Origin of the sequence: Flavobacterium panici, from assembly GCF_024499525.1 — a bacterium.
GTDB classification, from domain to species: Bacteria; Bacteroidota; Bacteroidia; order Flavobacteriales; family Flavobacteriaceae; genus Flavobacterium; species Flavobacterium panici.
This window is the reverse complement of the sequence record NZ_CP100437.1, coordinates 3,667,739-3,692,139: the sequence shown is the minus strand read 5'-3', so window position 1 is coordinate 3,692,139 and position 24,401 is coordinate 3,667,739. Positions and strand designations below refer to the sequence as shown.

General features: G+C 32.0%; 30 protein-coding genes. 24 read left to right on the top strand and 6 right to left on the bottom strand.

The genetic code is table 11. The features are described 5' to 3' along the window. Nucleotides 1-14: 14 nt before the first annotated feature. From bla-B1-FLAV to nadC, 4 genes are all read right to left on the bottom strand, one after another. On the bottom strand, nucleotides 15-761 hold the full coding sequence (bla-B1-FLAV, locus tag NLJ00_RS15530; protein ID WP_256634466.1) for a subclass B1 metallo-beta-lactamase: 747 nt from the start codon (nucleotides 759-761) through the stop codon (nucleotides 15-17). A 12-nt stretch (nucleotides 762-773) separates the two neighbouring features. Then, the gene (locus NLJ00_RS15525) at nucleotides 774-1,202 is read right to left on the bottom strand and encodes a DUF2147 domain-containing protein (RefSeq protein ID WP_256634465.1); all 429 of its coding nucleotides are present in this window, start codon (nucleotides 1,200-1,202) and stop codon (nucleotides 774-776) included. A gap of 1 nt (nucleotide 1,203) precedes the next feature. Next, complete coding sequence (locus NLJ00_RS15520) at nucleotides 1,204-2,127, bottom strand: YihY/virulence factor BrkB family protein (RefSeq protein ID WP_053473465.1); 924 nt, start codon at nucleotides 2,125-2,127, stop codon at nucleotides 1,204-1,206. Between the two features lie 81 nt (nucleotides 2,128-2,208). Continuing rightward, nucleotides 2,209-3,066 (bottom strand): carboxylating nicotinate-nucleotide diphosphorylase, encoded by an 858-nt coding sequence (gene nadC, locus NLJ00_RS15515; protein WP_256634464.1) that lies wholly within the window; start codon nucleotides 3,064-3,066, stop codon nucleotides 2,209-2,211. Between the two features lie 239 nt (nucleotides 3,067-3,305). Between nadC and NLJ00_RS15510 the strand changes: the two genes are divergently transcribed. The 7 genes from NLJ00_RS15510 to rlmH all read left to right on the top strand — a co-directional run bounded on the left by NLJ00_RS15510 (nucleotide 3,306) and on the right by rlmH (nucleotide 9,252). Then, complete coding sequence (locus NLJ00_RS15510) at nucleotides 3,306-4,406, top strand: DNA alkylation repair protein (protein WP_256634463.1); 1,101 nt, start codon at nucleotides 3,306-3,308, stop codon at nucleotides 4,404-4,406. Nucleotides 4,407-4,710: 304 nt separating this feature from the next. Continuing rightward, nucleotides 4,711-5,592, top strand: a complete 882-nt coding sequence (locus NLJ00_RS15505) for a pirin family protein (RefSeq protein WP_053473468.1) — start codon at nucleotides 4,711-4,713, stop codon at nucleotides 5,590-5,592. Nucleotides 5,593-5,595: 3 nt separating this feature from the next. Further along, nucleotides 5,596-5,991, top strand: coding sequence for an OsmC family protein (locus NLJ00_RS15500; RefSeq protein ID WP_053473469.1), 396 nt, complete (start codon nucleotides 5,596-5,598; stop codon nucleotides 5,989-5,991). Between the two features lie 2 nt (nucleotides 5,992-5,993). Next, nucleotides 5,994-6,275 (top strand): GNAT family N-acetyltransferase, encoded by a 282-nt coding sequence (locus tag NLJ00_RS15495; RefSeq protein ID WP_180857679.1) that lies wholly within the window; start codon nucleotides 5,994-5,996, stop codon nucleotides 6,273-6,275. A 479-nt stretch (nucleotides 6,276-6,754) separates the two neighbouring features. Beyond that, on the top strand, nucleotides 6,755-8,170 hold the full coding sequence (locus NLJ00_RS15490; RefSeq protein WP_256634462.1) for an amidohydrolase family protein: 1,416 nt from the start codon (nucleotides 6,755-6,757) through the stop codon (nucleotides 8,168-8,170). A 176-nt stretch (nucleotides 8,171-8,346) separates the two neighbouring features. Then, nucleotides 8,347-8,649: an antibiotic biosynthesis monooxygenase family protein gene (locus NLJ00_RS15485; protein WP_256634461.1), complete on the top strand. Its 303-nt coding sequence runs from the start codon at nucleotides 8,347-8,349 to the stop codon at nucleotides 8,647-8,649. 129 nt (nucleotides 8,650-8,778) lie between these two features. Then, nucleotides 8,779-9,252, top strand: a complete 474-nt coding sequence (gene rlmH / locus NLJ00_RS15480; protein ID WP_053473473.1) for a 23S rRNA (pseudouridine(1915)-N(3))-methyltransferase RlmH — start codon at nucleotides 8,779-8,781, stop codon at nucleotides 9,250-9,252. A gap of 39 nt (nucleotides 9,253-9,291) precedes the next feature. Here rlmH and NLJ00_RS15475 read toward each other — a convergent pair whose 3' ends face one another. Next, entirely contained in the window at nucleotides 9,292-9,924 is a 633-nt protein-coding gene (locus NLJ00_RS15475) for a hypothetical protein (RefSeq protein WP_256634460.1), read from the bottom strand. Between the two features lie 147 nt (nucleotides 9,925-10,071). Beyond that, nucleotides 10,072-10,905 carry a dihydropteroate synthase gene (gene folP / locus NLJ00_RS15470; protein ID WP_256634459.1) on the bottom strand — a complete coding sequence of 278 codons (834 nt, stop codon included), beginning with the start codon at nucleotides 10,903-10,905 and terminating at the stop codon, nucleotides 10,072-10,074. A 227-nt stretch (nucleotides 10,906-11,132) separates the two neighbouring features. Between folP and NLJ00_RS15465 the strand changes: the two genes are divergently transcribed. The 17 genes from NLJ00_RS15465 to NLJ00_RS15385 all read left to right on the top strand — a co-directional run bounded on the left by NLJ00_RS15465 (nucleotide 11,133) and on the right by NLJ00_RS15385 (nucleotide 24,380). Beyond that, nucleotides 11,133-11,675, top strand: a complete 543-nt coding sequence (locus NLJ00_RS15465) for a DUF1599 domain-containing protein (protein ID WP_056205972.1) — start codon at nucleotides 11,133-11,135, stop codon at nucleotides 11,673-11,675. A 93-nt stretch (nucleotides 11,676-11,768) separates the two neighbouring features. Then, nucleotides 11,769-12,890, top strand: a complete 1,122-nt coding sequence (locus NLJ00_RS15460; protein ID WP_256634458.1) for a BT_3928 family protein — start codon at nucleotides 11,769-11,771, stop codon at nucleotides 12,888-12,890. Between the two features lie 110 nt (nucleotides 12,891-13,000). Next, complete coding sequence (locus tag NLJ00_RS15455) at nucleotides 13,001-14,017, top strand: hypothetical protein (RefSeq protein ID WP_256634457.1); 1,017 nt, start codon at nucleotides 13,001-13,003, stop codon at nucleotides 14,015-14,017. A 49-nt stretch (nucleotides 14,018-14,066) separates the two neighbouring features. Continuing rightward, nucleotides 14,067-14,528 (top strand): hypothetical protein, encoded by a 462-nt coding sequence (locus NLJ00_RS15450; RefSeq protein WP_180857672.1) that lies wholly within the window; start codon nucleotides 14,067-14,069, stop codon nucleotides 14,526-14,528. 3 nt (nucleotides 14,529-14,531) lie between these two features. Continuing rightward, nucleotides 14,532-15,185: an alpha/beta hydrolase gene (locus NLJ00_RS15445; RefSeq protein WP_256634456.1), complete on the top strand. Its 654-nt coding sequence runs from the start codon at nucleotides 14,532-14,534 to the stop codon at nucleotides 15,183-15,185. A 306-nt stretch (nucleotides 15,186-15,491) separates the two neighbouring features. Continuing rightward, nucleotides 15,492-15,992 (top strand): TlpA family protein disulfide reductase, encoded by a 501-nt coding sequence (locus NLJ00_RS15440; RefSeq protein WP_256634455.1) that lies wholly within the window; start codon nucleotides 15,492-15,494, stop codon nucleotides 15,990-15,992. Nucleotides 15,993-16,049: 57 nt separating this feature from the next. After that, entirely contained in the window at nucleotides 16,050-16,802 is a 753-nt protein-coding gene (gene tpiA, locus NLJ00_RS15435) for a triose-phosphate isomerase (protein ID WP_256634454.1), read from the top strand. 271 nt (nucleotides 16,803-17,073) lie between these two features. Beyond that, a complete protein-coding gene (prmA, locus tag NLJ00_RS15430; protein ID WP_256634453.1) occupies nucleotides 17,074-17,907 on the top strand; it encodes a 50S ribosomal protein L11 methyltransferase in 834 nt (277 codons plus the stop codon). 38 nt (nucleotides 17,908-17,945) lie between these two features. Further along, on the top strand, nucleotides 17,946-18,221 hold the full coding sequence (locus NLJ00_RS15425) for an ATP-dependent Clp protease adaptor ClpS (protein ID WP_053473484.1): 276 nt from the start codon (nucleotides 17,946-17,948) through the stop codon (nucleotides 18,219-18,221). Nucleotides 18,222-18,286: 65 nt separating this feature from the next. After that, the gene (locus NLJ00_RS15420; protein WP_256634452.1) at nucleotides 18,287-19,567 is read left to right on the top strand and encodes a sterol desaturase family protein; all 1,281 of its coding nucleotides are present in this window, start codon (nucleotides 18,287-18,289) and stop codon (nucleotides 19,565-19,567) included. After that, a complete protein-coding gene (locus tag NLJ00_RS15415; protein ID WP_256634451.1) occupies nucleotides 19,567-20,244 on the top strand; it encodes a lysoplasmalogenase in 678 nt (225 codons plus the stop codon). The genes NLJ00_RS15420 and NLJ00_RS15415 overlap by 1 nt, the downstream gene beginning before the upstream one ends. A 121-nt stretch (nucleotides 20,245-20,365) precedes the next feature. Beyond that, nucleotides 20,366-20,818: a hypothetical protein gene (locus NLJ00_RS15410; protein WP_053473487.1), complete on the top strand. Its 453-nt coding sequence runs from the start codon at nucleotides 20,366-20,368 to the stop codon at nucleotides 20,816-20,818. 80 nt (nucleotides 20,819-20,898) lie between these two features. Further along, nucleotides 20,899-21,048, top strand: coding sequence for a hypothetical protein (locus NLJ00_RS15405; RefSeq protein WP_256634450.1), 150 nt, complete (start codon nucleotides 20,899-20,901; stop codon nucleotides 21,046-21,048). Next, nucleotides 21,032-21,526 (top strand): DUF6169 family protein, encoded by a 495-nt coding sequence (locus NLJ00_RS15400; RefSeq protein WP_256634449.1) that lies wholly within the window; start codon nucleotides 21,032-21,034, stop codon nucleotides 21,524-21,526. Before NLJ00_RS15405 ends, NLJ00_RS15400 begins: the two co-directional genes overlap by 17 nt. A gap of 163 nt (nucleotides 21,527-21,689) precedes the next feature. Beyond that, on the top strand, nucleotides 21,690-22,478 hold the full coding sequence (locus tag NLJ00_RS15395) for an arylamine N-acetyltransferase family protein (protein ID WP_256634448.1): 789 nt from the start codon (nucleotides 21,690-21,692) through the stop codon (nucleotides 22,476-22,478). 155 nt (nucleotides 22,479-22,633) lie between these two features. Continuing rightward, on the top strand, nucleotides 22,634-23,452 hold the full coding sequence (gene kdsA, locus NLJ00_RS15390; RefSeq protein WP_053473490.1) for a 3-deoxy-8-phosphooctulonate synthase: 819 nt from the start codon (nucleotides 22,634-22,636) through the stop codon (nucleotides 23,450-23,452). Nucleotides 23,453-23,471: 19 nt separating this feature from the next. Further along, complete coding sequence (locus NLJ00_RS15385; protein WP_053473757.1) at nucleotides 23,472-24,380, top strand: hypothetical protein; 909 nt, start codon at nucleotides 23,472-23,474, stop codon at nucleotides 24,378-24,380. The last annotated feature ends 21 nt before the right edge of the window (nucleotides 24,381-24,401 follow it).

Here is a 24,401-nt window from a genome sequence, read left to right as displayed (position 1 = left end):
ATATGAGTGCAAAGTTACTTTTTTCCTGAAGATTTTTGAGCTAAATACTCATCAACCAATTTCAAAGTATGGTTTAAAGATTCTGTATTAGTCCAGTCTTCATGACCCGGAATAATATATTTTGGATTCTTAAATTTCGCCTTTACTTTCCCAATCGATTTTTTCCATTCTTTTACGTCAGAATCCGCTAAATAACCAAGATCTTTGGCATCGGCACTTTTTATAAAACAAGCTCCGTAAAGCACTTTTTCTTTATCAAACCAAGCTACAATATTATCAGATGCATGACCTTTTCCGGGATAATAAACCTCAAAAGTATGCTGCCCGACTGTAAAAAACTTATCATTTGGAATTATAAATTCTGCTCTCGGTTTGTTTTCTTTTTTAAGAATATCATCTGTTAACTTAATCGAATACGTTTTGATTCCTTTTTTTCTGTAAAAATCAAATCCTCCTGCACGATCATCGTGAGAATGGGTCGCAAAAAGCATTATGACTTCTTTATTATGTTTTGCTTTTATACTATCTAATAAAGGCTGAAACTGAGTTTCGTCCCAAGGCGCATCAAACATCACAACACCTTTATCTGTAACCAGATACATAGCATTGGCAGAAATCAACGTTCCATTATAATCATGAAATGTTTTATAAACATAAAAGTCACCTGTAAGATGACTTATTGGTAATGGAGAATTTTTCTTTTGTCCAAAACTATTTAAGGTTATGACTAAGAATAAAACTATTGAAGCTAATTTTCGCATTTGATTTTTGAATTAGTTTTTTACGCGTGTCCAGTATTGTGTTCTTCCCATAATAGAAATTCCAACATACCCGCGAAGTTTTAATTTATCTGCAGATTCTAATGAGATATAACATTTGTATTTTTTACCGCTTGTTGGGTCTAAAATTGTTCCGCCGTTATATTCAGCACCGTCTTTTTTAAGACCGTTTATAATGGTCATTCCTAAAATTGGTTTGTTTTTTTCTGCACCTTCACACTTTACACAAACGTCTTTTTTATGATTCTCGCGAAGTATTTCTGTTACCTTCCCGTAAATTTTTCCTGATTTTTCGTAAATCTCAACTACAGATTTAGCTTCTCCCGTTTCATCATCTATGGTCTTCCATTTTCCTACAACACTTTGAGCCTGAATACTCATTGCAAAGAAAAACACACCAATCGTTAACATCCAATTTTTCATATTATTTATTTTTTTTTTGTTTTAATTTTCTGATAGAAGCATTCAATTCGAACCCTAAAAGCAGAATCATACAGTTTATCCAAATATAAAACATTAGAATTAATAATGTTCCAATAGAACCATAAAGTTCGTTGTATTTTGAAAATTTTATAACCCAAATCCCAAAAAAGAACGAAGATATAACAATTAGTATCGTTGTAAAAACAGATCCAATGCTTATAAAAGGCACTTTATTGTACTGTTTTGTACCATAACGCAATAATATTGAAGATGTTATCAAAATCATTAAAACAACGAATAAATATCGTCCTAAAATAATCAGCGGAATACGATCACTCAATACATCCTGAATGATTGTTTTTTGAATAAAAACCTCAAAAACGACAATTGTAGCCACTGTTACAAACAATATAATGGTCATAACAAGCGAAATTGCCAATGCCACTAGATACTGACTAAAAAATCCGCGTTTGTCAAACACGTGTTTAGAAGATTCAAAACCGCTTAAAATTCCGTTAATACCGTTTGCCATCAAGAAAATAGAAAGCAAAAATCCCGAAGATAATAAGCCCGAATGACTATTATTTAAGATATCGCTGATAATTTTACTAATTGCATCATAGGTATTTGGAGGAACGCCTTGCTGCACAAACTGCAGAAAGTCATTTTGAAAATTATCTATAGGAATAAACGGAATTAAGTTTAGAATAAATAACGTAAAAGGAAACAAAGCCATAAAAAAGCTAAAAGAAACCGCGCTTGCATGATACGAAAAAGCTCCTTCAAGAATTCCTAAAGTGTACATTTCGAGTAAATCATACAAAGAAAATCCCTCTAACCAAGGGAGTTTTATTCTTTTAAAAAGTCGGGCCACATTGCGTATTATGGGCAATTTTTCAATCCGATCTTCTATCTCTTTCGACATATATTTGATTTTAGATTTTAGAGTTTTAATTTTAGATTTAAAACCAAACTCATAACTTATAACTCAAAACTCATAATTCGATTAAAAAGCTTTTAAGCTCAAATCCATATTGTAAACAGAATGCGTTAAAGCGCCAGATGAAATATAATTTACACCGCATAAAGCATATTCTCTAACTGTTTTTTCGCTGATATTTCCAGATGATTCTGTCTGGCATTTTGTACCAATCAAATTTACTGCCGTTTTTGTATCTTCATAATTAAAGTTATCAATCAGGATTCTGTGAACGCCGTCGCTCAGCAAAATTTCTCTAATTTCATCTAAATTACGGGCTTCAACAATGATTTTCAAATCCAGATTATTCTCTTTTAAATACTCTTTCGTTTTTGAAATAGCGCGTGTTATTCCGCCTGCAAAATCAATATGATTGTCTTTCAGCATAATCATATCATAAAGGGCAAAACGGTGATTTTCACCTCCGCCTATTTTTACAGCCCATTTTTCGGCAACTCTAAAATTTGGCGTTGTTTTACGTGTATCTAATATTTTAGCGTTTGTTCCTTCTAAAAGCTTCATTAAGTGTTTTGTTTTTGTCGCAATGGCAGACATACGCTGCATGGTATTCAAAACCACTCTTTCTGCCTTTAAAATAGACTGTGAGCTTCCTGAAACTTCAAAAACAACTTCTCCATATTCTACATGCGTTCCGTCTTCAATAAAAGTTTTTACTTTTAGTTTTGGATCAACATGTTCAAATATCATTTTAGCAAGTTCAACACCGGCAATTATTCCCTGATCTTTTACCAATAATTTTGCCTGTCCGTGTGCAGTATCCGGAATACAGGCAAGTGAACTGTAATCGCCCGGACCAACATCTTCTCTAATGGCATTGCTTATCAAAAGTTGCAATTCTGCTTGAAATTGAGCTTCGCTTATCATTTTTCTAATTTTAATAATATGCTAAATTAGGACTTATTTTATGGATTTAAAAGTTTCCTTTCTGCTAAAAGTTTCTTATTAACTTAAATTTATATTTAGCCACAGATTAAAAGGATTAAAATGATTTCAAAAAAATCTGTGCTAATCTGTCTAATCTGTGGCTAATAATTTTTCCAATCAAAATGTACGTCAACAATTAAAAACATTAAATATCTTTGAGGTTCAATCAATCAAAATTTATGGGATTAATTAAAGATATTTACTCGGTTTCTTTTTACGAAAAATTCAGTCAGGCTGTCGCCGAAGTACATCCGGCATTCAACAAACAAAAATTTATTGAGACAATTTACGAAGGTGATTTTGCTCAAAAAGAATGGAAAGAAAGAATGAAACATACCACAGTTGTGTTTCACCAATTTATGCCTCAAAATTTCCCTGAAGCCGTTTCCTTAATTGATAAAATTATTAAAAACCTAAAGAAAAATAATTTTGCAGACAGCAATCTGGCTTTCATTTTCTTCGCCGATTATATCGAAATGTACGGTTTAGACGATTTTAAAACTTCGGCGAAAGCCTTTGTTTCTATAACGCAGTTTATAAGCTGTGAGTTTGCCGTTCGTCCTTTTATCTTAAAATACAAAGAACAAATGATTGAAGAGATGACAAAATGGTCTTTGCACGAAAATCACCATGTTAGAAGATTAGCCAGCGAAGGTTCCCGCCCAAGATTACCATGGGCAATGGCGATTCCGTTTTTGAAAAAAGATCCTACTTCTATTCTTCCGATTTTAGAAAATCTAAAAAACGATCCTTCAGAATATGTGCGTAGAAGTGTTGCCAATAACTTAAATGATATTGCTAAAGATAATCCGCAGATTGTGTTAGATATCGCCAATAAATGGAAAGGACACAGCAAAGAAACCGACGGAATTATTAAGCATGGCTGCCGAACTTTATTGAAGCAAGGTCATCCGGAAATTTTAGGTCATTATGGTTTAGAAAGTACGAATATTGAGCTTTCTTCTTTTGAAATTAAAACGCCTATTGTAAAAATTGGGGATTATCTTCAGTTTCAATTTCACTTAAACAATAAAAACGAAGAACCAAAAACGATTCGTTTAGAATATGCCGTTCATTATAAAAAAGCAAAAGGACATTTGGCGAAAAAAGTCTTTAAAATCAGTGAGAAAATTTATCAGCCCAATCAATTAACCAAAATCGAAAGAAATCAGTCTTTTAAACTGATTACAACGAGAGTTTTTCATACTGGAGCGCATCAGTTGTCGATTATTATTAATGGAACTGAGAGTGAGGTTTTGGAATTTGAGTTGATTGATTAAAAAACAAATTTCATAAATCATCAGGGTTTTAAGCGTCCTGTTTGTCATTTCGACGAAGGAGAAATCTCCGCGAGTAGCTCCTCAACGAACACCCAATCTTTTTAGAGTTTCTTGCGCAGATTTCTCCTTCGTCGAAATGACAAAAAACCGAAATATCATAAAAAATGAATTTGAACAACTAGCTATTTTGCTTACTTTTATAATTCAGAAAAATCCATAAACAACTTTTCTTAATCTAAATTAAGTTACAGATTTCTATCACAACTGTAATTTTGTTTTCAAATCAAATCAAATCAAATACCACATGTCAAATATCAGTTTAATTATCGAAGAACGTGCTGCCAATATTGGCAACTTTATGGTGGGCAGATTATTGCCTTTCCGTGAAAAAAGAGCCGTTGGACCATTTGTATTTATCGATCATATGGGACCTGCACATTTAAGTGATCATGAAAATATGGATGTTCCTCCACATCCGCATATCGGACTTTCAACGCTTACTTTCTTGTTTGAAGGAAGTATCATGCACCGCGATAGTTTAGGAACAGAATTAGAAATAAAACCAGGCGCAGTAAACTGGATGACAGCCGGAAAAGGAATTGTTCATTCTGAAAGAACACCAGAATATTTAAGACATTCAGATAAAATGCTTCACGGGTTACAGATTTGGGTTGCACTTCCTAAAGAATTAGAACAAATGGATCCGAATTTTGCACATGTTGAAGCTGATGATATTCCAGCTTGGGAAGAAGACGGAGTTTCATATAAACTAATTGCTGGTGAAGCTTTTGGTAAAAAATCTCCAGTTCCTGTTTATAGTCCGCTTTATTTTATAGAAATCAAAAGTACTGAGGCTAAAAAAATAAACATTGGTAAGGATTTATTCGGCGAAAGCGGTTTATACATTTTAGAAGGAAGTATTAAAAGCGGAGAACACGTTTATGATCCAAAACAAATTCTAATTACAACAGACAGCACGCTTTGCGAGTTTGAAATTGCCGAAAATTCTACGGTTTATATTTTTGGTGGACAACCATTTCCTGAAGAACATTTCATTTTTTGGAATTTTGTTTCTTCAGATAAAAACCTCATCGAAAAAGCTAAAAAAGACTGGACAGAACAGACTTTCCCTAAAGTTCCGGGCGAAACTGAATTTGTTCCATTACCTGAACCAAGAATCAAATAAATTATGGATACAATCTCAGCAAAAATAGATACTCGTTTGTATCGAACGGAAATTACATCAGCAAGCGACAATGTTTTAATTTCTGATGAACCACAAGAATTGGGCGGGAAAAATTTAGGATTAAATCCAACGGAACTTTTGGCAGCATCTTTGGCTTCCTGTACTGTAATTACGTTACGAATGTATATTAATCGTAAACAATGGGACGTTTCAGAAATTAATGTAAAAATTGATTTTGAAAGAGATTCTGAACGAAGTGTATCCGTATTTACAAGAAAAATTGAAGTAATTGGTGAAGTCGACGAAACACAAAGACAACGTTTAGAAACGATTGCTAACAGCTGCCCAATTCACAAAACACTTACACATTCAATAGAAATTAAAACCACATTAATATAATCATGGAAATTCAACAAATTAACGATACAAAAAAAGGATATTTTGAAGCCATCGAAGATGGAAAAGAAGCCGGAAAAATGACATATACCTGGGCTGGAGATTCAAAATTTATTATTGATCATACCGAAGTTAGTCCAGATTTTAACGGAAAAGGTGTCGGTAAAAAATTAGTTATGGCTGCTGTAGAATATGCCAGAGCTAACGATGTAAAAATTATTCCGCTTTGTCCTTTTGCAAAAAGCGTTTTTGATAAGGTTGAGGAAATACGTGATGTACTTTCTTAAAAGAGATACTAAGGTTCTGAGTTTTTTTTAACCGTAAAGCACACAAAGAATTACGCAAAGTTCGCAAAGTTTTTTTCGTAGAGACGCACAGCAGTGCGTCTTTCGCATTTTATAGACATCCAGTTTGTCATTTCGACGTGAGAAATCGCACTCGGGAATCCACAAAGATTGACGATTCTCTTTGTCGAGTTTCTAGTGCGATTTCTCCTTACGTCGAAATGATATAAATTATCGATTCTGCATTCGTAGAATGGGTTAAAATCCATCCCTACAATATTTAACGTTACTTCGGAACTCTTTTTAAATTCTTTATACAACCAGCTTAGCGAACTTCAAAAACCTTTAACCACTTTCCAAAAAAACTTAGCGAACTTTGCGAAAAATCTCAGCGCTCTTTGCGTTAAAAACCCACCACACAAAATTCAATTTTTTAGTCTGCTCCAAAACTCTTACATTTGCATGTAATTTAAACTTAGAGTATGACAAGGATAATTACGCTTTTCTGTATTTTTATAGCACAAATCGGCTTTTCTCAAACTGCTGAAAGTTATTTAGAAAAAATCAGAAATAATGAAGCTCTCTTAACAGCTTTTTTTCAACAAATGCCAAAAGGAGGCGATTTACACCACCATTTTTCAGGATCAGTTTATGCAGAACCGCTTTTAGAAAGAGCCATTGCAGAAGATTTTTATTTGAATTTAGAAACCATGGCAGTTTCGAAAACCAAACCTGAAAAAGGAAACTGGCAGACTTTTTCTTCTCTAAAAAATGATGGCAAATTAGATTATTACCAACAGCAAGTAATGCAGACTTGGTCGGTTAAAGATTATAACGGCTCTGTTCCTTCTGATGATCAGTTTTTTGATTCTTTTATGAAATTTGAACCTACTATTGCAGGTCATTTTGCTGAAGGAATGCTCGAATTAAAAAAACGTGCCATTGCAGAAAATGTAAGCTATATCGAAACGCAATTATCAACGATTCCGTGCGATATGAATGTTTCAGATTTAACTGCTTTCAATACAAAATTGCGTCAGGCAGCTAATCAAAAAGACGAAAAAGCGGTTACAAAACTTTTAGACGAATTGTATAAATCGATTCAGAAAAAAGACGCAAAAAAATATGCTGATGATTTCAACAATAATTTCATAGCAAAACTTCACAAAGATTTAAAAATGGATGATGAGCGTTTTACAATGCGTTATCAAAACTTTGTGCTGCGTTTTATGGAACCTGTAGATTTATTCAAAAATTTAATTATCGCTTTTATTTCTTCAAGTGAAAGTAAACTTACTGCGGGTGTAAATATCGTTTCTCCAGAACATGGCGAAAATTCCATGAAAGATTATTGGTTACACATGGAGATGTTTAAATACTGCCACTCTAAATTTCCAGATGTAAAATATACGCTTCACGCGGGCGAGTTGACTTTAGGTTTAGTGCAGCCGGAAGATTTAACATGGCATATTAACGATGCAATTTACATTGCCGGCGCCAATAGAATTGGTCACGGAGTTGATATCGCTTACGAAGCAAACTCATACGATTTATTGAAATATATGTCTAAAAACAATATTCCGATTGAGATCAATTTAGTGAGTAATGAATTCATTTTGAAGGTAAAAGAAAACAGACATCCGTTTACGCTCTACAAAGAATTTAATGTGCCAATTGTAATCAGTACAGACGATGCAGGAATTCTAAGAAGCAATATGACAGAACAGTATGTTTTATTGGCAAAAAGATATCCTGATGTTAATTACGAAACAATAAAAAAATACGTTTATAATAGCATTAATTATAGTTTTATTCAAGATGAATCGGTTAAAAAACAATTGATTAAAGATCTTGATAATAGATTTAAGGTTTTTGAAGCTAAGTTTTCTAAAAACTAAAACTGTCAAGTCTTTGCGAAATTGCACGCAGATTTTAAACAGATTCAAGCTGATGAACGCAGATTTTTTTTATGCCAAAATATTGAAAAATAAAATCTGCTGAATCTCCTAAATCTGCGAGAGTATAATTTTCTCCCGCAGATTTAGCAGATCTGGCAGATAAATTGAATTTAATTATGATTCTAGAAGCCGCATATCTTTTTGTAAAACCTGAATTAGCAAATCAATTTGAAGTTGATTTTGCAAAAGCAAGCCAATATATTTCCTCTATTGAAGGTTATTTAGGACATCGTTTAGAGAAATGTCTGGAAGTTGAAAACAAATATCTTTTGTTAGTCGATTGGAATACGCTTGAAGATCATACAATAGGTTTTAGAACTTCTGAGGCTTATCTGGAATGGAAAAAGATTTTACATCATTATTATGAACCGTTTCCTATTGTAGAACATTTCGAAACGGTTTTTGAAAATAAAAAATAAAGCCCGCAGATTTTACAGATTCAACGGATTTACACAGAATTAATTTAAAAAAATCTTTTTAATCCTTTTAATCTGTGGCAAAAAATAATTCGTGATAATTCGTGCAATTCGTGGCAAAATAAAAGAACAATGAATATCAAACTCATCGCCATTGGCAAAACAGATAATAAATCGCTTCAAACTTTGATTGACGATTATACCAAACGTTTGTCGTTTTACATCAAATTTGATTTAGAGATTATTCCCGATATCAAAAACGTAAAAAACTTATCTGAAAGTCAGCAGAAAGAAAAAGAAGGCGAATTGATTCTGTCGAAACTTTCGCCAACGGATCAATTGATTTTATTGGATGAAAATGGGAAAAACTTCTCAAGCGTTGGTTTTTCAGAAGAATTACAAAAGAAAATGAATTCGGGAATCAAAACTTTGGTTTTCGTAATTGGCGGCCCTTACGGATTCTCTGATACGGTTTACAGCAAAGCGCAGGGAAAAGTTTCGCTTTCGCTGATGACGTTCTCACATCAAATGGTTCGTTTATTTTTTATCGAACAATTGTATCGCGGATTTACGATTTTACGTAATGAACCTTATCATCATCAGTAAGTTTTTGTTTCAGGTTTTCTTTGTTTCAGGTTTCAAGTTTTAGTTTATGAATTCTACCGGGAGTTTATCAAGATTGTAAGTCACATGTTTTTGCAGTAGAATTTTATATTGTATATATTCTTCATAACTCATGTTCTTATCGAAGAAAAACACCAAATCTGGCACTCTTTCAAATTTTATAGTGTAGAAACGTTGTAGTATTTCTGAAACTTTTATTTCCTTATTTGCCATGAAAACCTGTTTTTTCCCTTTTCTAAAATAAACAACAAGATTTTCTCTACTTGGTTTTTCCGTTTTATAAAACACTTTCGTGAAAGGCACAAAGGCTAAATTCTTCCCGATAGAATCTGCATAAGAATAATAATTTTCAGCATTTTCATTTTTGTGGGCGCTGTCGGCTCGCTTTTTTTCCTGTAATTTCATTACTTCCGGAATTACTACTTTTAGAGGTAGACGTTTGTCAATATTGAAAATCCAATTGGTTGAAATTATTGCGCTTTTTCGATTTACATCAGCAATTGTATCTTTTCCATCGGTTTCAAAAAAGATATAAATTGGTGAAAGATCTTGTACGTCTTTTACAATTGTTATGTTTGATTTTGGAAGTAAAACGTCTTGTTTTTTTCCGCAGGAAAATAATAAACAGATTATGATCAAAGAGAAGTATTTCATATTATTTAATTTTTATCTAATGATTTTACTCAAAGTTTGTCATTCCGAGGAACGAGGAATCGCACTAGTATTTCCTCAAAGAATGTCGCCAATCTGTGTCGAGTTTCGAGTGCGATTCCTCGTTCCTCGGAATGACAAATCTGTCGTTTAAATAGTATTCAAATTCAATTTACTGTATAAAGCCACACATTCCATCGCCTCTCTTACATCATGAACACGAAGGATTTTCGCACCTTTTGTCAACGCAATTGTATTTAAAAATGTTGTTCCGTTTAAAGCTTCTTGCGGAGTTATATTAAGCGTTTTATAAATCATTGATTTTCTTGAAATTCCGGCTAAAACAGGCAATTCTAAAAGATTAAAAAGCTCCATTTTTTGCATGACTTCATAATTCTGATCGGTTGTTTTAGCGAAGCCAAAACCTGGATCGAGAATCAAATCGTTGATTCCTAAAGCTCTTGCCTTTTTTAATTTTTCAGAAAAATAGAAAAGCATTTCTTTTACAATATCTTCATATTCTGTCAAACTCTGCATCGTCTGCGGATTACCACGCATGTGCATCATAATGTAGGGAACGTTGTATTTTGCAATAACATCGAACATTTTATCGTCTAACTCTCCCGCTGCAATATCGTTTATAATCGCTGCGCCGCTTTCTATACTCGCTTTTGCAACTTCGGCTCTAAAAGTATCAATTGATAATAAAGCTTTCGGAAAATGCTTTAAAATCAATTCTATAACAGGAATAATGCGGTCGATTTCTTCTTGTTCTGAAACAAATTCGGCACTCGGTTTACTTGAATAGGCGCCAATATCAATAAATGCTGCACCTTCAGAAAGCATTTTATCTACCTGAGAAATGATTTCGTCTTCATTTTTATATTTTCCTCCATCAAAGAAAGAATTCGGCGTAACATTCAAAATTCCCATAACCTTAGGAATCGATAAATCTATAAGTTCGCCTTTGCAGTTAATCGTCATCTGTTTTGTTATTTTTGTTTCAGGTTTCAAGTTTCAGGTTGATGCAGATTGCGTAACTTCTAGAACTTGAAACATCAAACCTGAAACTTGAAACATTATTTTTAGTTTCAAGTTATTCCCGTTAACACTTTGTTTAGAAAAAACTTAGAACAAAGGAAACCTTAAACTTGAAACTCTTTAATTTAATCCTTATTTTTGGAGAAATTTTAGCAAATATACAGCAATAAATGAAGAATACTTCCCTTGAATTTGATAATGTAATTACGGTTTGCCGAACCTTATTTATCAATAAAATGAAAGATTACGGCAGTGCATGGAGAATTTTAAGGCTTCCGTCATTGACCGATCAAATTTTCATAAAAGCACAACGAATCAGAAGTTTACAGGAAAATGATGTACGTAAAGTTGATGAGGATGAAAAAGGAGAATTTATCGGAATCATCAATTATTCTATTATGGCTTTAATTCAGTTAGAATTGGGTGTTGTTGATCAGCCTGATTTGGATGTTGAAAAAGCAACCGAATTATATGATGCCAAAGTAAAATTAACCAAAGAATTAATGGAAGCTAAAAATCACGATTACGGTGAAGCGTGGCGTGATATGCGTGTGAGTTCTTTAACTGATTTAATTTTGCAGAAGTTACTTCGCGTAAAACAGATTGAAGATAATAAAGGCCTGACTTTAGTTTCTGAAGGAATTGATGCTAATTATCAGGATATGATTAATTATTCTGTTTTTGCCTTGATTTTAAATCCTATAAACAAATAAATTCCAAAAAATAAATTCCAAATTCCAATTTTTCAACAAGATTTTGGAATTTGGAATTTCAAATATTGGAATTTCAAATTTAATATTTACCCTATGAAAAACATCATTACTCAATTCTCCCGATTATTTGTCGGTGTATTATTTATCATTTCCGGATTAATCAAACTAAATGACCCGGTTGGTTTCTCTTATAAATTGGCAGAATATTTTAGCGAGCCTGTTTTCAATATGCCATTTTTAGAGCCATTGGCTTTAGGTTTAGCTATTTTTCTGGTAATTTTAGAAGTAGTTTTGGGTGTAATGTTATTGGTTGGATATAAAGCTAAAACAACAATTTGGGCATTATTGCTTTTAATCGTTTTCTTTACGTTCCTTACCTTCTACTCTGCTTATTTTGATGTGGTAAAAGATTGCGGATGTTTTGGCGACGCTTTGCATTTAACACCTTGGCAGTCATTCACAAAAGATGTTGTTTTATTATTCTTTATTTTGATTTTATTCATCAATCAAAAATTAGTAAAACCTTTATTTTCAAATACAGTTACAAATGCAATTACTATAATAAGCGTTACTTTAAGTGCAATTATGGCGTATTGGGTTTTAAATCATAATCCAATAAAAGATTTTCGTCCTTACAAAGTTGGAACTAACATCGAAAAAGGAATGGAAATTCCGGAAGGCGCTCCAAAATCTGTCGTTGAAATGGTGTTTATTTATAAAGTAAACGGAGTTGATAAAGAATTTACAGAGAAAGATTTAATGAAAATCCCGGAAGGTGCTACTTTTGTGGACAGAAAAGATAAAGTAATTACAGAAGGTTATGTGCCGCCAATTCACGATTTTACAATGACAAAAGACGATTCTGACTACAAAGCAGAATTATTAAAAGAACCTAAACTTTTGATTTTTGTAACCTATGATCTGGCTTTATCAAATCCTGACGGAATGAAAAAACTAGCAAAAGTTACTGCAGATGCAAAAGCAAAAGGATATAAAGTAATTGCAATGACAGCTTCTGGAGCTGAGGAAATTGCAAAAGCAAAAAAACAATACAATTTAGACGTTGATTTTTATTTTTGCGATGCAACAGCTTTAAAAACTGTTGAAAGAGCCAATCCAAGTATCGTAGTTTTACACAAAGGAACAGTAGTTCAAAAAGTACACTACAACGATGTTGATGATTTAAAACTATCTGATGTTGCTTATGGCATTTAACAATATTTGATAACAATTAAAGACGCCAATATTCTATTTTTTAGATATATTGGCGTTTTTTTTTAGCACAAAACCAACAACCAAATCTTAAATAAAACCAATTTATAACTATGATGACAAAATTACTAAGACTGTTTTTTTCAAATCCTTTTCTGTTTTTATTTATATTATTTTTAATTATTTATGCAGCTTATGATTTTTATATTCACAAATCTTCTGGTACACATTTAGTTTCTCTTCAGATTTTGGCATTAATTACAGGAGTAATTTTTGAAAGCAGGAGAATTTCAAATAAATGGACAACATCTGTTTTTATAGGAATTCTTTCTTTTATTTTTATATTTTTCCTCGGTTCTTTTTTATGCAGTATAATTGATGAATCAAATTGTAGTCTTGAATTCATTTTGAATAGAAGCCTTGTATTTTGGCCTTTTATATTCTTTGTCTTTTATGTTATTTATTCCCGAATATTTAACGAACGAAATATTACTCCAAAACTAACAGAAGGCATCACATTATTTCTCTCGATTGCCATGATATATTGGGTAGTTGATAACGGTTTGATCAACTTTGACAACATAATTTCCCAAACCTTAATAGTTATTGGTATTTCATTTTCGTTATTTTCTTTTTTTCATGCTTTTACAAAAACTCATTTATCAGACAGAAACAAATTTATCTTAAGTATTTGGAGTTCAATAATCATGATGTTTTTTGCTGTAGATAATCTAAATTCAATTTATGAAAATCACAATACTGCAAACTCAGATGATATCCTACAGGGAATATACGTTGCCATTCAATATTTTCTTTTAGGGGTTTCAAGCATTTATATGATTCAGAATTTCATGATGCTTATTGGTTTCCTGCCAAGATGGAAAAGATTTTTCAATTCAAGATATTTTGAAGAATTCAGAGAACTCAAAGACGAACATATTAATAGGTATTCAGATCAGCAGGTGCCGCTAATTCATTCCCTGATTTGTATTGTCATTATTGGTACAGTCTTCTTTTTAAACTATTATTATCAAACTGTTCCCAAACAATTTGCAATTTGGATTACCTTTATAATTTTCCCTTTTATCATTAGTATTTACAATTATCTTTTAGTAAGAAAAAGATTTTAAATATAATAATAATCCTATATTTGACTCAATCAAAAACAAAATCAAACCTATGAAGAGATTAATTAAATTATCACTTATTTTATTAATAATCACTAGTTTTGGCTGCACAAGCGATCCTTATAACTGTACTACATCACCACCTTCTGTTACTTTTGAATTTGTAGATAAAACTTCTGGAGAGAATTTATTTAAAAATGGCACATTTGATGCAAAAAAGGCGGTAACCATAACTGATTTAAACGAAAACAAAATAATACAATATGCTTACCTGAAAGAAGATAATCTTTATCGTCTTGGCTTCAATGCTATGGGATGGGATGCAGGAACATTTAAATATGCTGTAAAGATAGAAGACAAAAGTATTTTTGAGTTTCAGGTTTCTACTGAAAAAAGAAAAAGTGAGCATTGTAGTTCTACTGTAATAACATCCCTGGAAATCAAAAATGTAGAATTTCAGGAAGATAAAACCACTGGAGTTTATAAGATTTTAATTGATACTCAAAACCAATAATCGATGCCAAATACAATTAAGTTTTTTATTTTATCACTTATAATACTTTGCAATAGTACAGTTTTCAGCCAGACTGCAGATCAGCGGTATATTTTCTTTTTCCACAATAAATTCGTAGAGGAAAATGATTTAAATACTCCGCATCCTGAATATGGCAAAGCCGAATACAATGAAATTTTAGAATCATTTAGGAAAGATAATTTTATTGTTTTTAGCGAAAAAAGAAAGAAAAACACAAATGCTTCTGATTACGCAGAAAAGATTGTAAAACAAATCAAAACACTTCTAAAAAAAGGAGTTTCGCCAAATAAAATAACCATAATTGGAACTTCAAAAGGCGGTTATATTGCACAATATGTTTCAACCTATTTAGCAAATCCTGATGTAAATTTTGTTTTTATTGGATGTTTTAGAGATGTAGATATCGAAGAAATTCCGGATATTAATTTCTGTGGAAACATTTTAACCATTTATGAAAAATCAGATATTTACGGCGTTTCGGCAATTAAAAGAAAAGAAACTTCAAAACTCAAAATAAATCATTTCAAACAAATTGAACTGAACACTAATTTAAAACATGGTTTTTTATACAAAGCTTTAGATGAATGGATTATTCCATGCAAAAAATGGGCAAATGGAAATTATGATTTGAATTAAAAATCTTAAAAGAAAACATACCAAAGCCTTTAATAATTTAAATTTATTAAAGGCTTTTTTGATTCAAACCTGACGTTTTTTTGCTTCCAAAATCATTCATTAAACTAAAAATTCAATCATTTTTTTGTCTTGAAAAAAACAATGTTTAAAAAATCCTGAATTCTATCATCAACTATTACGATTTCATTCCTGTTTTTTTAACCGAAAAATAACTTTTTGTTACAAAATAAACGACTCTTCAAATTTTGTTAATCTGTATTTGGCTTTCCAATTGTTTGTTTAACTTTGTTAAAAATCATTTATCACATGAAACAAACGGCACTACTTATTATCGCATTTATAACTTTCTCATGCTCACAAGCTCAGAAAACAAGTTTTTCTAAAGAAGCTTTGTCTGAAAAATTATTAACTCTTGAAGGAGGTCAGACTTCTTTCAAAAGCATTTTAAAAAAATATAAAGGAAAAACTTTAGTCATTGAAGTGTGGGCTTCATGGTGCGGCGACTGCGTAAAAGCAATGCCAAAAGTAAAAGAATTACAAGCTAATAATCCTGATGTCTCGTATTTATTCCTTTCTGCTGATAAAACGGCTGACAAATGGAAAATTGGAATTGAAAAACACGAATTAAAAGGCGATCATTTTATGATGAACGACGGTATGAAAGGTGTTTTTGGAAAAGCGATCGATTTAGACTGGATTCCAAGATACATTATCATTGACAAAACAGGAAAAATTGTTCTTTATCGTGCTATCGAAACTGATTTTGACAAAATCAATGAAACTTTAAAAAGCTTAAAACAAGCTTAAACAGCACACAAATCACAACAAAAAACAAAAAATTAAAAAATAACAAAAACTACCAAAATGAGAAAAAAGATTGTTGCAGGAAACTGGAAAATGCATAAAAACGCAGCACAAACTGAAGAATTGTTAAGCGAATTAATCACTAAAATACCAGCACAAACTACTGCACAAGTAATCGTTGCTCCAACATTTGTAAACTTACAAGCTGCTGTAGCAAAAGTAAAAAACACAACTATTGGTGTTGCTGCTCAAAACGTTCACCAGGCTGAAGGCGGCGCTTTTACAGGAGAAATTTCTGCAGATATGTTAACAAGTATTGGTGTTAATACAGTAATTTTAGGTCACTCTGAGCGTAGAGCTATTTTCCACGAAACTGATGCATTAATCGCAAATAAAGTAGATACGGCTTTAAAACATGATTTAACTGTAATTTTCTGTTTTGGAGAAGAATTAAAAGATCGTCAGTCAGGAAATCATTTCAATATTGTTGAAAACCAATTACGTGACGGAATTTTCCACATTGCAAAAGAATCCTGGTCAAAAGTTGTTTTAGCTTATGAGCCGGTTTGGGCAATTGGAACCGGAGAAACTGCTTCACCAGAACAAGCACAGGAAATGCACGAATTTATCAGAGAAACGATCCGTAAAGCTTTTGGAGCTGAAATCGCTGATGAAGTTTCTATTTTATACGGTGGTTCTGTAAAACCAGACAACGCTAAAGAAATTTTCTCTAAACCAGACGTTGACGGTGGTTTAATTGGAGGTGCTGCTTTAAAAGCAGATGATTTCTTAGCAATTGTAACGGCAATCTAAATTTATTAGCCACAGATTAAAAAGATTTACACAGATTTTATTTTCTGTGACTTTTCGCCACGAATTCACGAATTCAAATTAAAAAAATTAGTGAATTCGCGGCAGAAAAAAAATCCATTTAATACTTTTAATCTGTGGCAGAAAAAAAATATAAGCGATACTTAAATAGTATCGCTTTTTTTATGTTTTAAATAATTCTTAAATTAATAATGTTCACTAGATTTTTAAACAACTTCTGCTTTGGATTCTTACCTTTGCAAAAAAATTATATATGTCGAATATTTACTTAGGATATCATTTTACAATTGAGCCAAAAGAACTTGGATCAGAAATTTTAGTGGCTGAATTAGGCGAAAAAGCGTTTGAAAGTTTTACAGAAACAGAAAACGGAATTTCGGCTTTTGTGAAGAAAGATTTATGGGATGAGAATATTCTGGATGATATTTATATTTTACAATCAGAAGAGTTTAAAATTGAATATACAATTGAAGAAATCGATCAGGTAAACTGGAACGAAGAATGGGAAAAGAATTTTGAACCTATTGATGTTGACGGAAAATGCCATGTTCGCGCTCCTTTTCATCCAAAAACGGATGCTGAATTTGATATCGTAATCGAACCTAAAATGAGTTTTGGAACCGGACATCATGAAACTACACACATGATGATTCAGCATTTATTAGAAATGGATGTTAAAGGTCTTAAAACTTTAGACATGGGCTGCGGAACTGCTATTTTAGCTATTTTGGCAGAAATGAAAGGCGCTGAACCAATCGACGCTATTGATATTGACAATTGGTGTTATTTAAATTCTATAGAAAATGCCGAACGCAATAATTGCAAACATATTTCCGTTTACGAAGGCGATGCTGCTTTATTAGCCGGAAAAAAATACGATTTAATTATTGCTAATATCAACAGAAATATTTTGTTGAACGATATGCAGAGTTATGTAGATTGTTTAAACAAAAACGGAATTATTTTATTTAGCGGTTTTTATGAAGAAGACATTCCGTTTATCGATGCATCATGCACTGAAAAAGGATTGACTTATGTTAAAAAACTTCAAAGAAACAACTGGGTTTCATTAAAATACGTAAATTAGTTAGTAGTAATTACAGCAGTACAAAAAACTAAAAAGAAATGAGTACTAAAGAAAAAGTAAGAGAAAGAGTTCGCGAAAAAGAAGCGACCGGATTCAATAACGAAATCATTGTGTATAATGACGATGTAAACACTTTTGACCACGTAATTGATACCTTAATGCGCGTGTGTGACCACACACCAGAACAAGCAGAACAATGTTCCTTAATTGTACATTACAACGGAAAATGCACTGTAAAAACAGGGCCAATGGATAAATTAAAACCTCAATGTACACAACTTTTGGAAGCCGGACTTAGCGCCGAAATTGTTTAATTTACCAATAATTAAAAAAACATTCTATTTTATTTTATATTTGAAATAAAATAGAATGTTTTTTTATGGAAGAATATGGAAAAATATTAATTATCGCAATGCCGATTTTCCTGGTTTTAATTGTAATTGAAAAACTATACGGCATTTACAAAAAGAACGATACTGCTCCATTAATCGACAGCGTTTCCAGTATCAGCTCCGGAATTACTAATTCTGTAAAAGACGTTTTAGGTCTCAGTGTTACTTTTCTTTCCTATGAATGGATGGTTTCTAAAATTGCTGTTTTTCATCAGGAAGCCAATATTCTCTCCTATTTTATTGCCTTTTTTGTTATCGATTTTTATGGTTACTGGAGCCACCGACTGGCTCATCAAATTAATTTTCTTTGGAACAAACACGCTATTCATCACAGCAGCGAAGAGTTTAATCTCGCCTGTGCGCTTCGTCAGCCCATTGCGAGTTTAGTTAATTTGTTTACTTTTTTGTTGATTCCTGCAGCGTTATTAGGCGTTCCAGCTTCTGTAATTGCTATTACACTTCCACTCCACTTGTTTTTACAATTTTGGTATCATACCAAACACATTAAAAAAATGGGATTTGTTGAGCATATATTAGTTACGCCTTCACATCATCGTGTTCATCACGCTATAAATCCTGAATATTTAGATAAAAACCATTCGCAGATATTTATTTTCTGGGACAAACTTTTTGGCACTTTTCAGGAAGAATTAGATGATGTTCCGCCTGTTTACGGAATCACAAGGCCAGCCAATACCTGGAATCCCATAAAAATAAATTTTCAGCATTTAACGTTATTAATAAAAGATGCCTGGCGTGCCGAAAGCTGGAAAGACAAACTTACCATCTGGTTTAAGCCAACCGGATGGCGGCCTGAAAATTTTGAACAAAAATATCCTGTAAACAAAATTGAAGATGTTTTTAATTTTAATAAATACGGAACTCAGAATTCGCAAAAACTGATTTATTGGTCGGTTACACAAATTCTAATTACGCTTTTGTTTGTCAGTTTTCTTTTTGATAATATTGCCAAAATTGGCCTGCCCAATATCTTTGTTTACGGATTTTTTATCCTCGTTACCATTTACAGCAATTCTGAATTAATGGACAAAAGCAGGTTTGCCATTTTTTGGGAAGGTTTCAGGTTGTCGATCGCCATTATAATTATAGCATTTTACGGCGATTGGTTTGGTTTAAATTCAGTTTTCTCCTTTAGTAGTTATATCATTCTGGGCTATTTAAGTGTCTCGTTTTTAACCACGATTTACTTTGTAACCGTCGATTTTAAAACTAACCAAAACCAAACCATAAACCCACAAACCACATAATGAAAAACGCTGTATTCTTTAAAATTTATATTGCTTTCAGCTTTATTTATTTACTGCTTTTATATCTGGGATATGAAAGTTTAGACTGTTACTTAAAACCGGCTTTAATTCCGTTATTAATTGTTGGAGTGTATTTCTCCAAAAAATTCCCAACGCAAAAAATCCTTTTATCGGCATTGGTATTTTCCTGGATTGGTGACGTAATTCTACTTTTTGCAGATATTGCCGAAATCTATTTTATCTTGGGATTAGTTTCTTTTCTAATCTCTCACATCATTTATTGCGTACTTTTTAACAGACAGATTAAAGAGAAAATGAAAAGAGATACTATAATTTTTATTTTCGGAAGCCTTGTTATCGCCTGTTATTTAATCGGAATGTTATCGGTTTTACTACCCGCTTTAGGCGATTTAAAAATTCCGGTTATCGTTTATGCCAGCGTAATTTCTGTCATGCTTTTGTTTGCTTACAACGGACTTTTAATCTGGAAAAAACCAGCGAATCAATATGTCTTTTTTGGTGCATTATTTTTTGTTATTTCTGATAGCATTTTGGCAATCAATAAATTTCATTTCCCAATTCAGAAAAGTTCGTTTATTATTATGCTTACTTATCTTGTGGCACAATATCTGATTGTAAAAGGTATATTAAAACTGAATTCAAAGAAGGAAGTATAATAGCTCGCTGATAACATAAGTTAAACGAATTATCACGGAGTTTTTTATTCTATTTCTTTTTGAATTTATAATCTGTGACAAAAAACCTTTTACATTTGTGTGACCAAAATAAACCTCAACCATGAAAAAAATTAGTCTTTTTATTGTTCTATTAATTTCAGTAACTTCTTGTATTAGTACAAAATCTACTTTAAAAAATGTAGATGATAATGCTCCTGATTTAATTTTAAATAAGAATAATACGTTTGTTATTACACAATTTAGCAAAGACAAAAAATACGGTTATGATCCTGATTATCCGGTAAATCTATTTTTTAGAAATACACAGGATGAAGCTACAAATGAGGTTCGTTTTTTGAATGCTTTAGCCGGACCAAACGGCGAAAAAATCACTTATAAACGCTTAGAAACCTGCTGTCCTTTTCCAACTAAAAGAAGCAGTATGGGAGCTGGATTTTTAAATGTATACGAACTGACTTGGGAAGGACAAAAAAAACCTATTACGCTGTATTTAAATATATATGAAAAGGGAATTTTAATGGTTCCGATGGGATTGAGTTTGAAGAAGGAGTAAAAACTTATTGGCATTATACTCTTAAGGATATCTTCTTTTATTAAATTTTATAATTTAAAATATTTTCATAAATTTGCAGTATGAAAAAGATTACAGCAGATAAACAAAAAGCCTTAGAATCAGTAATTAAAATGGTTGCTGATAAAAATGCTGTACAATCATTTTTGAAGGGTAAAACTCCTATTGAAACTTTAAACAAAAAAGGAATTACTCTTGCCAACCCCCTATAGATATTTCTTAAACGAAAATCCTCAGTTCTATTATTTCATAACTAAAAATCAAATAGAATATCGTATTGCATTTATTGTTGATGAGACTTTTAGTGCTATATCTGGGTTAGAAATCGATAATATTTTTCAAATAATAATTGAAAAAGTTAGTGATGAAATTGAAAAATTAGATCCTGGTGTTTCTGCTACAATTCAATCCATTATTATTGCTTTTTTTAAAAACTCACAAAATTCCATGTTGTATGTTTGTGATGATAAAGATAATAAGAGCATCAAAAGATTTAATCTCTTTAATAGGTGGTATTTAAGAAGTGGGCTTCATAATACAATTCTAAAAAAAGACAACTTAATTAACTGCAGATCAAAAAATCAGCATACAATTATTTATTCTTCTCTCCTTTATCATAAAGAGAATAAAAACAAGGAAACAATAATTGAAATATATAATACTTTGCAAGAGGTTTTAGATGAAAAATAATTACCTCAATCTCTTAAAAATACGAGTAGGAAACTTGTGCTAACGACAGAAAAAAATCAGAAAAATCAAATTCAAAACCCGCTGAATTTGTAACTTTACAAGTAAGCATTTCTAATGCTTCTAACACTATTGTTTCTTATCGAAACAAATAAAATTTACTCAAATGGAACAATCAAAAAAATATAAAATTGAAGCTCCAAGTTTCGATTTACAGCAATATTTAAACAGAATCAATTTTTCAGAAGAAATAAAATTAGACTTAGCTGGTATAAAAAAATTGATGCAAAGTCAGATATTTAGCGTGCCTTTTGAAAATCTTGATGTACAGGCCGGTAAAACAATCTCACTTGTTGGAGATGATATTGTAAGCCACATCGTAGCTAAAAATCGCGGCGGCTATTGCTATCAAGTTAACGGAATCTTTTCTTTATTACTTCAGGAAATTGGTCTTCCGCATTATTATATTGCGGTACGCCCGTTGGTTAATCCTATTCCAAATGCTAAAACACATTTAGCAATAATAGCGACAATTGAAAATGAAGAATATCTGATTGATTTAGGATTTGGAGGCAACAGCATTAGAGAACCTTTAAAACTGAGTGAAATTGGAACTGAAATTCAGCAGGATTTTGATACTTTTACTTTGGTAAAAACAGAAGATGATGACTATTTACTGCAAATAAAAATTGGAAAAGAATGGTCTGATTTATATTCGTTTGATTTAACTCCTCAACGATGGATCGATTTTAAACCTGCCAATCATTACAATTACTCGCATCCTGATTCTTTTTTTACACAAAACTTAATTGTGGTTTTACAGAACCCGTTAGGCAAAAAAATACTATTTAAAAATTCGATAAAATCAGTAACAAACGGAGTTACTGAGCTTATTCCTTTTGAAGATGATCAATTAGATAATATTTTAAAAACCGAATTTAATTTGACGGTATAATAACTCTTGTATACAAACTCTTACTAAAAATAAAGAAACCGATTGCGTACAGAAAAGTATTACATATTTAACAATTATTGCTCTTAAAATAATCTTAAATCTTCATCTGCTATTCATAAATCATAACTACCTTTGCAGGGCAAAAAAATAATTTTATGAACTTACAACATATTCCACAAATTAAGCATACTGACAGCGGGAATTTCTTTTTATTGGCGGGACCTTGCGCTATTGAAGGAGAGGAAATGGCTCTTAGAATTGCTGAGAAATTAGTTGGTATTACCGACAATCTTAAGATTCCTTATGTTTTTAAAGGATCATTTAAAAAAGCAAACCGTTCCAGAATTGACAGTTTTTCTGGAATTGGGGACGAAAAAGCTTTAAAAATTTTAAGAAAAGTTTCTGAAACTTTTCACATTCCAACAGTTACAGATATTCATACTAACGAGGATGCTGACATGGCAGCACAATACGTTGATGTTTTACAAATTCCTGCATTTTTAGTTCGCCAGACTGATTTAGTTGTGGCAGCTGCAAATACGGGAAAAGTGGTAAACTTGAAAAAAGGACAATTTATGAGTCCTGAAAGTATGAAACATGCTGTACAAAAAGTATTAGACTGTAATAACGAAAATGTTGTCGTTACAGATCGCGGTACTATGTTTGGTTACCAGGACATGATTGTTGACTTTAGAGGAATTCCTACTATGCAGCAATATGCAACAACGGTATTAGATGTTACGCATTCTTTACAACAACCAAACCAAACTGCCGGAGTTACGGGCGGAAGACCTGATATGATCGAAACTGTTGCTAAAGCTGGTATTGCAGTTGGTGTTGACGGAATTTTTATCGAAACACATTTTGACCCTGCAAACGCAAAAAGTGATGGCGCTAACATGCTTCATTTAGACTATTTTGAAGGTTTAATGAATAAGCTTGTTGCTATCAGAAAAACAGTTAACTCATTTTAAATTTAATACATTACGTTCATTGAAAACAAATATTTTAGTTTTCTTCTTATTGTGTTTTTCATTAAACACTTTTGCTCAGGAAGAAATACCTGTACAAAAATATACTGCTCACAACAAAGGTAAATTCTTTGTAATGTGGGGTGGTAACAGAGAAAGTTACTCAAAATCTGATGTAACTTTTACTGGAAAAGATTATAAGTTTAGAGTAGAAGATATGTCTGCTCATGATAAACCAAAAGGATGGCACGTTGATTATATCAACCCTGCTAATATGACAATTCCTCAAACGAATTTAAGATTGGGTTATTTCTTTAGTGATCACTATAGTGTTACAATTGGTGTAGATCATATGAAATATGTAATGGCTCAGAATCAAACAGCAAAAGTTAATGGTTATATTAATTTACCTGCGAATGATCCTGCTGCTGCTCTTTACAATGGAGATTACGTTAATAGACCTGTAGATATGTCTTTAAATGGTGCTATAGAAGGTGGTTATGACATGGGGGTTACTAATCCAAATGGACCTGCTTTTTTAATGTACGAGCATACAGATGGTTTGAATTACATTAATACAGAGGTTTCAAGATTTGATGATATTTCGAAATTGTTCAGTCTTCCAAATATTGACAAAGTACAGATTAACTTGACTGAAGGATTAGGAGCCGGTATTTTATATCCTAAAACCAATACTACTCTTTTAGGAAAAGAACGACATGATGATTTTCATGTTTCTGGTTACGGTATTTCTGCAAAAGCGGGTCTAAATATTACTTTCTTCAAACATTTTTACCTTCAGGGAGAACTAAAAGGCGGTTATATCGATATGCACGATATTAAAACTACTGTAAGTAACGATGATAAGGCTTCACAGCACTTTTATTACTTTCAAAGAATTATTGCTGTTGGAGGAATCTTTAGAATCTAATATTTCTTCAAAAATATATTT